At 72.3% G+C, this 15602-nt stretch carries 1 protein-coding gene and 1 pseudogene; both read right to left on the bottom strand.

What is annotated here, in order from left to right; genetic code table 11:
* Positions 1 to 2: 2 nt before the first annotated feature.
* Positions 3 to 5480 (bottom strand): annotated as a pseudogene (locus BJY16_RS19250) (type I polyketide synthase); the annotation flags it as partial.
* Positions 5481 to 5545: 65 nt separating this feature from the next.
* Positions 5546 to 15583 (bottom strand): type I polyketide synthase, encoded by a 10038-nt coding sequence (locus BJY16_RS19245; protein WP_185040881.1) that lies wholly within the window; start codon positions 15581 to 15583, stop codon positions 5546 to 5548.
* Positions 15584 to 15602 lie beyond the last annotated feature (19 nt).

Here is a 15602-nt window from a genome sequence, read left to right as displayed (position 1 = left end):
GGTCAGAGCACCCCGAGCTGGTTGTCGATCAGCGCGAACATCTCGTCGTCGGTGGCCGACTCGAGCTGCGCGGCCACGTCGCCGTCGGTGTCCGTGCGGGTCAGGCCGCCCAGGATCGCCTGCAGCCGCCGGGCGATCTCCGCCTGGTCGTCGGCGCTCAGCTCGGCGCCGGCCAGGGCACGCTCCAGACGGTCCAGATCCTTGCGGAGCACCGTCCGGCCCCGGTCGCCGTCGCCGGCCACCAGCTGCCCGTCCAGATACTTGGCGAGCACGTCGGTGGACGGGTAGTCGAAGATCAGCGTGGCCGGCAGGCGCAGTCCGGTCACCGCGTTCAGCCGGTTGCGCAGCTCCAGCGCCGTCAACGAGTTGATGCCGAGGTCGAGGAAGCCCCGGGTGGGCAGGACGTCCTGCGGCCCGGCGAAGCCGAGCACCGCGGCGACATGGGTACGCAGCAACTCCTGCAGCATCGCCGCGCGTTCCGCGTCGGCCAGCCCGGCCAGACGCTGTGCGAGCGCGTTGCCGTCCGGCTCGGCGGCGCCGTCGCCGGCGGCGGCGCGGCGTGCCGCGGTGCGGACCAGCCCGCGCAGCAGCGGGGCGAGGTCGCCGCGATCGGCCAGGATCCGTAGCCGGGCCGGTTGGAGCTTGACCGGTACGACCACCGCCTGTTCCGAGTTCCACCCGGCGTCCAGCAGCGCCAGCCCCTCCGCGGTCGGCAGCGTGCCCACCCCGGACTCGGCGATCCGCCGCCGGTCGTCCTCGCCGAGATCGCCGGTGAGCCCGCTGCGCTGCTCCCACAGCCCCCAGGCCAGTGACACCGCGGGCAGCCCGGCTCGCCGCCGGTGCCGGGCCAGCGCGTCCAGGAACGTGTTCGCGGCCGCGTAGTTGCCCTGGCCCGGGCCGCCGAGGACACCGGCCGCCGAGGAGAACAGCACGAATCCGCGCAGGTCGAGGTCACGGGTGAGCCGGTGCAGGTGGACCGCGGCGTCGACCTTCGGGCGCAGCACCCGTTCCAGGCGCTGCGGGGTGAGCGAGCCGAGCACCCCGTCGTCGAGATCGCCGGCGGTGTGGATGACCGCGGTCAGTGGCCGGTCGGCCGGGATGGTGGCCAGCGCCGCGGCCAGCGCGCTCTCCTCGGCGGTGTCGCAGGCCAGCACGGTGACCTCGGCACCGGCCGCCTCCAGCTCGGCGGTCAGCTCGGCGGCCCCGTCCGCGGCCGGGCCGCGGCGGCTGAGCAGCAGCAGCCGCCGGGCACCGTACTCGGTGACCGCGCGGTGGGCGACCAGCGCGCCGAGGGTTCCGGTGCCGCCAGTGATCAGCACGGTGCCGGCCGGGTCCAGGGCCGGCGGCTCGGCGGCGGCCGTCCGGGCGAGCCGGGGTGCGTACAGCACGCCGCCGCGCAGGGCCAGCTCGGGTTCGCCGCTGGCCAGCGCGGCGGCCAGCTGGTCGTCGTCAGGGCGGCCGGTGTCGGCGTCGAGCAGCAGGAACCGGCCGGGGTTCTCCGACTCGGCCGAGCGGATCAGACCCCACACCGGGGCGTGGACCAGGTCGTCGGGCAGGTCGCCGGTCTGCGGGCCGGCCGCGCCCTTGGTCAGGATCACGAGCCGGGCCGTGGCGAGCCGGTCGTCGTCGAGCAGCGCCTGGACCGTCCGCAGCACGGTCGCGGTGGCGGCCCGGACCTGCGGCGCCAGGGCGGCGAACGGCTCGGCCGGCGCCGGCTCCAGGGTCAGGCAGATGGCGTCCGGGGCGGGACCCGTCTCCGGCGCCGTGCCGGCGTCCAGGATCAGGGGGGACCCGGCGGCCGGGGCCGCCGGCAGGGCGGTCCAGTCGACCCGGAACAGTGAGTCGTGCGGGTTGACCCCGGCCGCGGCGAGGCGTCCGGCGGTGACCGGGCGGGTGGACAGCCCCTCGACGACGGCGACCGGCGCGCCGGTGGTGTCGGCGGCGGTCAGCGAGATCAGCCCGGCGTCGTCGATGTGCAGGCGGACCCGCAGCCGGGCGGCGCCGACCGCGTGCACGCTCACCCCGTTCCACGAGAACGGCAGCCGCACGTCCTGGTCCGGGCCGGTCTCGGCGGCCACCAGGACGGTGTGCAGGGCGGCGTCGAGCAGCGCCGGGTGCAGCACGAATCCGGCCGCGGTCCCGGCGTCCGGCAGGGCCACCTCGGCGTACAGGTCACCGTCGTGCCGCCAGGCCGCGCGCAGCCCCTGGAACGCCCGCCCGTACTGGTAGCCGTGGTCGGCGAGCCGGTCGTACATGCCGTCGACTGGGAGCGGTTCAGCGCCGGCCGGCGGCCAGGTGATCAAGTCGTCGGCGGGGAGGGTCCCGGAGGCGAGGGTCCCGGAGGCATGGCAGGTCCAGGCCGGATCGGAGTCGTCGTCCGGGCGGGAGTGCACGGCGATCGCGCGCCGCCCCTCACTGTCGGCGGCCTCGACGACCACCTGCAGCCTGACCCCGCCGGCCGGGGGCAGCACCAGCGGTGCGCGCAGGGTGAGCTCCTCGACCGTGCCGCAACCGAGGCGGTCGCCGACGTGCAGGGCGAAGTCGACGAACGCGGTGCCGGGAACCAGCACGCTGCCGAGCACGGCGTGCTCGGCGAGCCAGGGATGGGTGCGCAGCGAGATCCGGCCACTGACCACGAGGCTGTCCGAGTCGGCCGGGGTGACGGCGGCGCTCAGCAGCGGATGGTCCACGGCGTCCAGGCCGAGGTCGTTGGCGTCGCTGACCGTAGCGGGTCCGTCGAGCCAGAAGCGTTGGTGCTGGAACGCATACGTCGGCAGATCCACCACAGCACCAGCACCACCGGCACCCAGCACCCGCGACCAATCCACCCCCACACCCGCCGCGAACACCTCACCCGCCGACAACAACAACCGCCCAACCCCACCCTCACCACGCCGCAACGAACCCACCACCGACACCCCGCCACCCACACCCTCGACCACATCCTGAACCGCCATCACCAACACCGGATGCGCCGACACCTCCACCACCACACACCCCGCACCAGCAACCCCCAACGCCACATTCAACGCACCCTCAAAATCCACCCGCTCCCGCAAATTCCGATACCAATACGACCCACCCAACTCCACCCCATCCACCAACCCACCCGACACCGACGACACCATCGCCACCGACCCCGAAACACCCACCACCGACCCCAACAACCCCACCAACTCCGACTCCAACACCTCCACCTGCGCCGAATGCGACGCATAATCCACCGGCACCCACCGCGCCCGAACCCCCTCCTGCTCACACCACGCCACAAACTCCCCCAACAAACCCACCTCACCCGACACCACCACCGACGACGGCCCATTCACCACCGCCACCGACAACCCACCACCCCACCGACCCAAAACCCCCTCCACCACCGCCACCGGCGCCACCACCGACACCATCCCCCCACCACCCGACAACCCCACCAACAACCGCGACCGCAACGCCACCACCCGCGCCCCATCCCGCAACGACAACACCCCCGCCACCACCGCCGCCGCGATCTCCCCCTGCGAATGACCCACCACCACCGACGGCACCACACCCAACGAACCCCACACCCGCGACAACGACACCATCACCGCCCACAACACCGGCTGCACCACATCCACCCGCTCCAACGACGGCGCACCCACCACCCCCCGCAAAACCTCCACCAACGACCAATCCACAAACTCCGACAACGCCGCCTCACACTCCGCCACCGCCCCCGCAAACACCGACGACGACTCCAACAACTCCACCGCCATCCCCACCCACTGCGACCCCTGACCCGGGAACACAAAAACCACCCCAGGAACCCCACCACCCACACCCGACACCACACCCGACGACGGCAGGCCGGAAGCGAGCGCCCGCACCCCGGCGAGCAGTTCGGTGCGGTCGGCGCCGACCGCCACGGCACGGTGCTCCAGGGCGGCGCGGGTGCCGGTCAGGGCCCGGCCGATCGCGGCGGCGTCCAGGTCGGGGCGCCGCTCGACGTAACCGGCGAGCCGCTCGGCCTGGGCGCGCAGCGCGGGCTCGGAGCGGGCCGAGAGCACCCACGGCACGACGGACGTGCCCACCGGCGAGTGCTCGACCGGCGCGGGGTCCGGCACGGCGGCGGCCGGCGCCTCCTCGACGATCACGTGCGCGTTGGTGCCGCTGATCCCGAACGACGACACGCCGGCCCGGCGCGGCCGCTCGGCCTTCGGCCACGGGCGTGATTCGGTCAGCAGCGACACCGCGCCGGCCGTCCAGTCGACCTGCGAGGTGGGCTCGTCCACATGCAGCGTTCGGGGCAGCTCCTCGTGCCGCAGCGCCATCACCATCTTGATCACCCCGGCCACGCCGGCCGCGGCCTGCGCGTGCCCGATGTTCGACTTGATCGAGCCGAGCCACAACGGACGGCCGTCCGGACGGTCCTGCCCATAGGTGGCGAGCAGCGCCTGCGCCTCGATCGGGTCGCCCAGCCGGGTCCCGGTGCCGTGCGCCTCGACCACGTCCACGTCCGACGGCGACAGCCCGGCGTCGGACAGCGCCTGCCGGATCACCCGGCGCTGTGACGGGCCGTTCGGTGCGGTCAGGCCGTTCGACGCGCCGTCCTGGTTGATCGCCGAACCGGCCAGGACCCCGAGCACCCGGCGCCCGTTGCGGCGTGCCACCGAGAGCCGTTCCAGGGCCAGCATGCCGACGCCCTCACCCCAGTTGGTGCCGTCGGCGGCGGCCGCGAACGCCTTGACCCGGCCGTTCTGCGCCAGACCGCGCTGGCGGCTGAAGTCGGTGAAGTTCACCGGCATCGACATGATCGTGATGCCGCCGGCCAGGGCGAGGTCGCAGTCGCCGGTGCGCAGTGCCTGCGCCGCCAGATGCAGAGTGACCAGCGACGACGAGCAGGCGGTGTCCATCGTGACGGCCGGGCCCTGCAGGCCCAGGCAGTACGCCACCCGCCCGGACGCCACGCTGCTGATGTTGCCGTTGGACAGGAACGGCTCGATGTCGGCGGGCACGGCGGGCACGGTCCAGCCGTAATCGTTGTGGATCATGCCGACGTAGACGCCGGTGGAGCTGCCCTTGAGCGTGGACGGGTCGATGCCGGCCCGCTCCAGCGCCTCCCAGGACGTCTCCAGCAGCAGCCGCTGCTGCGGATCCATCGCCAGGGCCTCGCGCGGCGAGATGCCGAAGAACGAGGCGTCGAAACCGTCGGCGTCGTCGACGAAGCCGCCCTCCCGCACGTAGCTGGTGCCGGGCTTGTCGGGGTCCGGGTCGTACAGGCCCTCGACGTCCCAGCCGCGGCCGGACGGGAACTCGCCGATCGCGTCGCCGCCGCCGGACACCAGGTCCCAGAGGTCCTCGGGCGACCGCACCCCGCCCGGGAACCGGCAGGCCATCCCCACGATCGCGATCGGCTCACGCGCGGCCTGCTCGGCCTCGGCCAGCCGGGACCGGGTCCGGCGCAGTTCGGTGGTCACGAACTTCAGGTTTTCCAGCAGCTTGTCGTCCTGCGCCATGGTCAGGCCACCAATCGGGTTCGTTCAGTCATGTCAGGGAGCGGGTGGCGGTCTCAGGACCGGCCGAATTCCCGCTGGATGATGTCGAGCAGTTCGTCGGCGTTCGCCGACGCGAGATCGTCGGAGTCGTCCTGCGGGGTGTCATTACGGCTCTCGGTCCATCCGGCCAGCAGCGCCCGCAGCCGGCCGGTGATCGCGTCGGCGTCGGCGCCGTCCGAGTCCACTCCGCCCAGCAGGGTCTCCAGCCGGTCGAGTTCGGCCAGCACCGGAATGGTTCCGCCGGCCTCGGCGCCGAGCAGCTCGGCGCCGAGGTGTTCGGCCAGGGCCAGCGGCGTCGGGTAGTCGAAGACGAGAGTGGCGGTGAGCCGCTGCCCGGTCTCGGCATTGAGCCGGTTACGCAGCTCGACCGCGGTCAGCGAGTCGAAGCCCAGCTCCCGGAAGGCCCGCTCGGGCAGCACCGCCGCCACGTCCGGGTGGCCGAGCACCGCGGCCACGTGGGTGCGGACCAGGGTGAGCAGTGCGGCGTGGCGTTGCGCCGGAGACATCGCGGCGAGCCGCTCGGCCAGCCCGGGACCGGCGGCGGTGGCCCCCGAGGCCGCGCGTCGGACGCCGGACCCGACGAGGCGGCGCAAGATCGGGGCGCCCGGTCCGGAGGCGCGCAGGGTGCCGAGGTCGAGGTCCATGGCGGCGAGAACCGGCTGGTCGCCGCCGAGCGCGGCATCGAACAACGCCAACGCCTGCGCCGACGCCAGCGGCCGCATGCCGGCCCGCCGGATCCGATCAATATCCGCCGAGGTCAGATGACCGGTGATCCCCGACGACTGCTCCCACAGACCCCACTGCAGTGACAGCCCGGCCAGACCTGACGCCCGGCGCCGCGCCATCAGCCCGTCCAGGAACACGTTCGCCGCCGCGTAGTTGCCCTGCCCGGCATCACCGAACAAACCCGCCGACGACGAGAACACCACGAACATGGCCAGGTCGAGACCCGCGGTCAACTCGTGCAGATGATGAGCCGCATCCACCTTCGGCGCGAACACCGCATCCAACCGCTCCGGCGTCAACGACGTGACCACACCGTCATCCACCACACCCGCGGTATGCACCACCCCACAGAGATCACCGATCCCGTCGAGCAACGCGGCCACCGCAGCCCGATCGGCCACATCACAGGCCACCACCCGCGCTTGCGCGCCGAGCTCCGCGAGATCCGCGACCAGCTCCGGCACGCCCGGCGCGTCCGGGCCGCGACGGCTGGTCAACACCAGCTCGCGTACGCCGTGAGCACTCACCAGATGCCGCGCCACCAGCCCACCCAGCGCCCCGGTACCCCCGGTCACCAGCACCGTCCCGGCCAGCTCCACCGACTCCGCTGCGACAGCCGCCCGAACCAGCCGCGGCGCCGACAACACACCATCCCGGACGATCAGCTCCGATTCCCCCGAAGCGACCGCGGCCGCCAGCAGGTCGACGTCAACCGGTTCGGTGCCGGCATCGAGCAGCACGAACCGATCCGGGTTCTCGTTCTGCGCGGAACGCACCAGACCCCACACTGCGGCATGCGCCAGGTCGTCGAGGTCCGGGCCGGCCGCGCGCCGCGTCACCAGCAGGAGCCGGGAGTCGGCGCAGCGGTCGTCGCTGAGCCAGCGCTGGACCAGCCTCAGCGCCCGGGCCGCCGCCGTGTGCGCCGCTGTCACGATGTCACCGGTGGGCTCCGCGATCAGCTGGGCCACGACCGTGCCGGGCACCGGGAGCTCGACCAGCGCGTCGAGGTCGGCATGCACGGTGGCCTCGACGCGCGCCTCCTTCAGGGCGGTGTGCAGTTCCAGCGGGTCGGTGCCAAGGATCGCCCACGTTCCGGCCGGAGCCGTCCCGAGGTCCGCCACGCCGATCCAGTCGACGGCGAACAAGGAGTCGCTGGTACGACGGGGGCCGCCGCACGGGACGTCGGCGAACCGGATCCGCTCGGCGGTGGCCACCGGGGCGCTGGCGCCGTCGGTGATCTGCAGGGTGACACCGTCGCCGGCCGGGCTGATCCGCACCCGCAAACTGGTCGCGTCCCGGGCGGTGAGCGTGAACCCGGTCCACTCGGCCGGTAGACGCACGCCCGTAGTGGACCGCCCGGCGTCGAGCAGGACCGGGTGCAGGGCCGCGTCGAGCAGGGCCGGATGGAGAGCGAAACCACCCGGCTCCACCGACGGCGGCAGGGCGACCTCGGCGTATCGGTCGGCGCCGACCTGCCAGGCGGCACGCACGGCCCGCAGCGCCGCGCCGTGCTCGACGCCGGTCTCGGCGAGGGCGGCGTACAGGTCCTCGACGTCGATCTCGGCACCACCGGCGGGCGGCCACACCGCGGGGGCGGCCGTGGGCGCGGCCGGACTCGGGCGTACCACGCCGCTCGCGTGCCGGGTCCAAGCCTCCACGCCGTCGGCGCGGGAGTGCACGGTGACGCGGCGGTCAGCGCCGACCGCGACCCGCAGGGCCAGACCGCCGTTCTCCGGCAGCACCAGTGGCGTTTCGACGGTCAGCGTGTCGACGGTGCCCGCACCGACCTGGTCACCGGCGTAGACGACCAGGTCGATCAGGGTCGCGACGGGAACCACCACGGCGTCGCCGATCCGGTTGCCGGCCGCCCACGGCACCGCCGGGCCGGTGAGCCGGCCGGTCAGCTGAACAGCGTCGCCGTCCGGAGCCAGGACGATCGCGCCGAGCAGGGGGTGGTCGCTGACGGTCAGCCCGAGGCCGGTCGCGTCCCCGGCCGGAGCGGTCGGGGGCAGCCAGTACTGTTCGTGCTGGAAGGCGTAGCCGGGCAGGTCGACCAGCTTCGCGCCCCGGCCGGCGAACACGGCCGCCCAGTCCAGCTCCATCCCGGCCTCGTGCAGTCGGGCCAGGGCGGCGGTGAACGTCTGCGCCTCGTCCCGGCCCTCCCGCAACACCGGAACAGCAAGCACATCGCCGGCCATCGCGGACAACACTCCGTCCGGGCCCAGCTCCAGCAGCGCGGTCACGCCCAGCCCAGCCGCGGTGGCCAGACCGTCGGCGAACCGGACCGCCTCGCGCACATGCCGCACCCAATACTCGACCGTGCCTTGCTCCTCGACCTGGCCGGTCACATTCGAGATCACCGGCAACTGCGGGGCATGGAACGTCAAACCCTGCAGGACCTGGGCGAACTCGGCCAGCATCGGCTCCATCAGATGCGAATGGAACGCGTGACTGACGGTGAGCCGCCGCACCCGCACCCCGTCGGCACGCCACCCCTCGACCAGCGCCTCAACGGCATCCTCGGCACCGGAGATCACCACCGAGGCGGGACCGTTGACCGCCGCGATCTGCACCCGATCATCCAGCGCCGCCGCGACCGTGGCCTCGTCCAGGTTGACCGCGGCCATCGCCCCACCCGCGGGCAGGGCTTGCATCAACCGGCCCCGAGCGGCGATCAGCGTGCACGCATCGGCGAGGGACAGGACCCCGGCCACATGCGCGGCGACGATCTCGCCGACTGAATGACCGAGCAGCACCTGCGGCCGCACACCCCACGACTCGACCAGCCGATACAGCGCCACCTCAACGGCGAACAACGCCGGCTGCGCCTGTCCGGTCTGGTTCAGCAGCTCGGCGTCAGCACCGAAGACAACCGCTTTGAGGTCGCCCGGCAGCAGGGCACACACTTCGTCAAACGCGGCGGCGAACACCGGGAACGTCTCGTACAGGCCCCGGCCCATACCCAGACGCTGACTGCCCTGACCGGTGAACATCACCCCCAGCCGCACATCGCCCGCGAGCTGCGGATCGATCCGGCCATCCCGCAGCACCGCCCGATGCTCGAACCGGGCCCGCGCCGCCAACGTCCATGCGATGTCGACGTCAGAGATCTCCGGATGCGCGGCGACATATTCCGTCAGCCGGGCGGCCTGGTCGTGCAGGGCCGCCTCCGACTTGGCGGACAGGATGAACGGGACCGGAGCGGTCACCGAGGCCACCGGCGCGTCGGCCGCGGGCGGCTCCTCCAGGATGACGTGCGCATTCGTGCCGCTGATCCCGAACGACGACACACCCGCCCGCCGCGGACGCTCACCGCGCGGCCACGGCCGCTGCTCGGTCAGCAACGAGACCGCGCCCTCGGACCAATCCACGTGCGGCGTCGGCTCATCCACGTGCAGCGTCTGCGGCAAAACCTCGTACCGGAAAGCCTGGATCATCTTGATGATCCCCGCGACACCCGCAGCGGCCTGGCTGTGCCCGATGTTGGATTTGACCGAGCCGAGCCACAGCGGCTCGGACCGATCCTGCCCATAGGTAGCGAGGAGCGCCTGCGCCTCGATCGGATCGCCGAGCCGGGTCCCGGTGCCATGCGCCTCCACCACGTCCACATCGGCGGCGGAGAGACGGGCATTGGCCAGCGCCTGCCGGATCACCCGCTGCTGCGACGGACCGTTCGGGGCGGTCAGGCCATTGGACGCGCCGTCCTGGTTGACCGCCGAACCCCGCACCACCGCCAGAATCCGATGCCCGTTGCGCTGCGCGTCGGACAACCGCTCCAGCACCAGCATGCCGACACCCTCGGACCAGCCGGTCCCGTCCGCCGCACCGGCGAACGCCTTGCACCGGCCGTCCGGCGCCAGCCCCCGCTGCCGCGAGAAGTCCACGAACGTGTCGGGGCTGGCCATCACCGTGACCCCGCCGGTCAGCGCCAGGTCACATTCCCCGCTGGCCAGCGACTGCGCCGCCAGATGCAGCGCCACCAACGACGACGAACAGGCCGTGTCCACTGACACCGCCGGGCCCTCGAACCCGAACGAATACGAGATCCGGCCGGAGGCGACGCTGCCGGCGTTGCCGACGCCGAGGTACCCCTCAAGCCCTTCCGGCAGGGAGCCGAAGTCGGAGTAGTAGTCAGAGCTCATCACGCCGGCGAAAACCCCGGTGCGGCTGCCGCGCAGCGTCGTCACGTCGAGCCCGGCCGTTTCGAACGCCTCCCAGGACGCCTCCAGCAGCAGCCGCTGCTGCGGGTCCATGGCCAGCGCCTCCCGCGGCGAGATCCCGAAGAAGCCGGGGTCGAACGCGCCGGCTTCGACGAACCCGCCGACCGTCACGTAGGTCGTTCCGGAGTGGTCCGGGTCGGGGTCGTACAGCCGGTCGAGGTCCCAGCCGCGGTCGTCCGGGAAACCGCCGAGGGTCTCCACACCGTCGGCGACCACGCGCCACAGGTCGTCCGCGGAGGCGATCCCACCCGGGAACCGGCATCCGATCCCGACGATCACCACCGGCTCGTCCCCGACCGACCCGGCCCGCACCTGCTGCACCACCGGCGCCGCCCCGCCGACCAGCTCCACCAGCAGGAAATCGACCAACGCGGCCACCGACGGATAGTCGAACACCACCGTCGCCGGCAACCGCAGCCCGGTCACCACCGCCAACCGGTTCCGCAACTCGACAGCGGTCAGCGAGTCGAAACCGAGCTCCTTGAACGAGCGTCCGGCCGGCACCTGGTCGAGGCCGGCGAACCCGAGTACGCCGGCCACCTCGGTGCGGACCAGCCCGGAGACCGCCTCCTGCTGGGCGGGCCCCGGTAGCACAGCCAGCCGCGCGGCGAGGGTGTCGTCGCCGGCCGTGGTCCCGGCGACGACCACACGGCGGCCGGGCCGCGTGGCGAACCCGGCCAGCAGGCCGCCGCCCGTTCCGCCGGCGATCGCCGGGTCGAAGTCCATCAGCGCGAGGACCGGCTGGTCGCCGCCGAGCGCGGCATCGAACAACGCCAGAGCCTGCGCCGAGGCCAGCGGCCGCATACCGGCCCGCCGGATCCGATCGATGTCCGCCGAGCTCAGATGACCGGTGATCCCCGACGACTGCTCCCACAAACCCCACTGCAACGACAGCCCGGCCAGACCTGACGCCCGGCGCCGACGCACCAACTCATCCAACACACTGTTGGCCGCCGCGTAATTGCCCTGCCCCGCATCACCGAACAAACCCGCCGACGACGAGAACACCACGAACATGGCCAGGTCGAGACCCACGGTCAACTCGTGCAGATGATGAGCCGCATCCACCTTCGGCGCCAACACCGCACCCAACCGCTCCGGCGTCAACGACGTGACCACACCGTCATCCACCACACCCGCGGTATGCACCACCCCACACAAATCACCGATCCCGTCGAGCAACGCCGCCACCGCAGCCCGATCGGCCACATCACACGCCACCACCCGCGCCCGCGCGCCGAGCTCCGCCAGATCCGCGACCAGCTCCGGCACACCCGGCGCGTCCGGACCACGACGACTGGTCAACACCAACTCGCGTACGCCATGAACACCCGCCAGATGCCGCGCCACCAACCCACCCAGCGCCCCGGTACCCCCGGTCACCAACACCGTCCCGGCCAACTCCACCAACTCCGCTGCGACAGCCGCCCGCACCAGCCGCGGCGCCCACAACACACCCTCACGCAACCGCAACTCCGGCTCACCCGAAGCCACCGCACCCGCCAGCAGCTCCGCCCCCACCGCCTCCCCACCCACATCCAGCAGCACAAACCGATCCGGATTCTCGTTCTGCGCCGAACGCACCAAACCCCACACCGCCGCCTGCACCAAACCAGGCCCCCGCGCCACAAACACCAACCGCGCGTCAACCCGCCCACCATCGGACAACCACCGCTGCACAGCCACCAGCGCCGCCGCCGCACCACCATGCACCGCCGCCACCACACCGACCGCCGGATCCTCAACCACCGAAAACACCTCAACACCACCAACACCAGCCGCCGACCCGACCGCGACCTCCCGCCACTCCACGCCGAACAGCGAGTCGGCAACCGGCGCGACCGGACGCAGGTCACCGAGGACGACGCGGTCGGCCGACGCCACCACGGCGCCGGTCCGATCGGCCAGCAGCAGCGACAGCCCGCCGTCGACCGAGGTGATGCGGGCCCGGAGTTCGGTCGCGCCCACCGCGTACAGGGTGAAGCCGCGCCATTCGACCGCCGGGCCGGGCAGCGCCGCGTCGAGCAGTGCCGGGTGCAGTCCGAACCCGTCCGCCGTGACCGGCTCCGGCAGGGTCACCTCGACCGCTCCGTCGTCGCCGGGCCAGGCCGGCGTCGTGGCCGGAGCGGATACCAGCGTGCCGCGCGCGTGCCGGGTCCACGGGAGGTCGGCGGCCGGCCGCGAGAAGATCGTCACCGGGCGCGCGCCGTCCGGGTCCGGGCCGTCGACGACCGCTCGGACCGCGAGCGCCCGGCCGGGAGCGGGCGCCAGCGGCGCCTCGATGGTCAGTTGCCGTACAGTGCCGCAGCCGACCTGGTCGCCGGCGTGCACCGCCAGATCCAGGAGCGCGCTACCCCCGGACAACCAGGTCTGCGTCCCGGCGGGGACCCGGCCGGTGAGGATCACCGTGTCGGCGCCGGGAACGGTGACGGCGGCGCCGAGCAGGGGGTGGCCGGTGACGTCCAGGCCCAGCCCGGCGGCATCACCCTGACCGGCTGCGGAGGTCACCCAGTAGCGCTGGTGCTGGAAGGCGTAGCCGGGCAGATCGACCAGCTTCGCGCCCCGACCGGCGAACACGCCCGCCCAGTCCAGTTCCATCCCGGCCTCGTGCAGTCGGGCCAGGGCGGCGGTGAACGTTTCCGCCTCGTCCCGGCCCTCCCGCAACACCGGAACAGCAAGCACATCGCCGGCCATCGCGGACAACACCCCATCCGGGCCCAGCTCCAACAGCGCGGTCACGCCCAGCCCAGCCGCGGTGGCCAGACCGTCGGCGAACCGGACCGCCTCGCGCACATGCCGCATCCAATACTCGACCGTGCCCTGCTCCTGCACCCGGCCGGTCACATTCGAGATCACCGGCACCCGCGCCGGACGGAACGTCAAACCCTGCAGCACCTGGGCGAACTCGGTCAGCATCGGCTCCATCAGATGCGAATGGAACGCGTGACTGACCGCCAGACGCCGCACCCGCACCCCGTCGGCACGCCACCCCTCGACCAGCGCATCGACCGCGTCCACGACACCGGAGACCACCACCGACGTGGGACCGTTGACCGCCGCGATCTGCACCCGATCATCCAGCGCCGCCGCCACGGTCGCCTCGTCCAGATTGACCGCGGCCATCGCCCCACCCACGGGCAGGGCTTGCATCAACCGGCCCCGCGCGGCGATCAGCGTGCACGCATCCGCCAGGGACAGGACACCGGCAACATGCGCGGCAACGATCTCGCCGACCGAATGACCGAGCAGCACCTGCGGCCGCACACCCCACGACTCGACCAGCCGATACAACGCCACCTCAACGGCGAACAACGCCGGCTGCGCCTGTCCGGTCTGGTTCAGCAGCTCCGCGTCAGCACCGAAGACAACCGCTTTGACGTCACCCGGCAGCAGGGCACACACCTCGTCAAACGCGGCGGCGAACACCGGGAACGTCTCATACAAACCCCGGCCCATACCCAGACGCTGACTACCCTGACCGGTGAACATCACCCCCAGCCGCACATCGCCCGCGACCTGCGGATCGATCCGCCCATCCTTCAATACCGCCCGATGCTCGAACCGAGCCCGCGTCGCCAACGTCCACGCCACATCGACATCCAAGACCTCCGGATGCTCGGCCAGATAAGCGCTCAGCCGAGCAGCCTGATCACGCAGAGCCGCCTCCGACTTCGCGGACACGATGAACGGCACCGGAGCCGTAACCACCGCCTCCGGAAGGTCCGCAGCAGGCGGCTCCTCCAGGATCACGTGCGCATTCGTGCCGCTCATGCCGAACGAGGAGACACCCGCCCGGCGCGGACGCTCCGACACCGGCCACGGACGCGACTCGGTCAACAACGAGACCGCGCCCTCGGACCAATCCACGTGCGGCGTCGGCTCATCCACGTGCAGCGTCTGCGGCAAAACCTCGTACCGGAAAGCCTGGATCATCTTGATGATCCCGGCGACACCCGCCGCGGCCTGGGTGTGCCCGATGTTGGATTTGACCGAGCCGAGCCACAGCGGCTCCGACCGATCCTGCCCATAAGTGGCCAGGAGCGCCTGCGCCTCGATCGGGTCACCCAACCGCGTCCCGGTGCCGTGCGCCTCGACCACATCGACATCGGCTGGCGACAGGCCCGCGTTTGCCAGGGCCTGCCGGATGACACGCTGCTGCGACGGACCGTTCGGGGCGGTCAGGCCGTTCGACGCGCCGTCCTGATTGACCGCCGTCCCACGGATCACTCCCAGGACACGGCGACCGTTGCGGCGCGCGTCGGAGAGCCGTTCCACCAGCAGCATGCCGACGCCCTCGGCCCACCCGGTGCCGTCGGCGGCGCCCGCGAACGCCTTGCACCGGCCGTCCGCGGCGAGCCCCCGCTGCCGGGAGAACTCGACGAACGTGTCCGGGCCGGCCATCACCGTCACCCCGCCGGCCAGCGCCAGGCCACACTCGCCCCGGCGCAGTGCCTGCACCGCCAGGTGCAGGGCGACCAGCGACGACGAGCAGGCCGTGTCGACGCTGACCGCCGGGCCCTCGAAACCGAACGTGTAGGACACCCGCCCGGACGCCACACTCCCCGAGTTGCCGGTGCTCACGTAGCCCTCGATGCCGTCCGGCGCGCCGGCCAGGTTGGCCAGGTAGTCCGAGCTCATCACGCCGGTGAACACGCCGGTCCGGCTCTCCCGCAGGGTCGTCACGTCGATCCCGGCCGACTCGAACGCCTCCCAGGACGCCTCCAGCAGCAGCCGCTGCTGCGGATCCATCGCCAGCGCCTCACGCGGCGAGATCCCGAAGAACGCCGCGTCGAAGTCCCCGGCGCCGGCCACGAACCCGCCCTCGCGGCACGCCACCGTGCCGGGCCGATCCGGATCGGGGTCGTACAGCGCCGCCAGGTCCCAGCCGCGGTCCTCCGGGAACGGCGCCACCGCGTCGATCCCCTCGGCGGCGATCCGCCACAGCTGGTCGGGGTCGGCGGCACCGGGATACCGGCAGCTCATCCCGACGATCGCGATCGGCTCGGTGCTGCTGTTGATCAGTTGCCGGTTCTGCTGCCGAAGCTGCTCGGTCTCCTTGAGGGAAGCACGCAGCGCCTCAACCAGCTGGGCCTGGGACGTAGTCATTCTGGGCTCCCCGTGTCGG

It is taken from the genome of Actinoplanes octamycinicus (assembly GCF_014205225.1).
Lineage (GTDB): Bacteria > Actinomycetota > Actinomycetes > Mycobacteriales > Micromonosporaceae > Actinoplanes > Actinoplanes octamycinicus.
This window is presented reverse-complemented; position numbering and strand designations above follow the sequence as displayed.

Excerpts from the sequence above, each read along its gene's own strand:
- BJY16_RS19245 (WP_185040881.1), bottom strand. The coding sequence starts at position 15,583 with ATGACTACGTCCCAGGCCCAGCTGGTTGAGGCGCTGCGTGCTTCCCTC.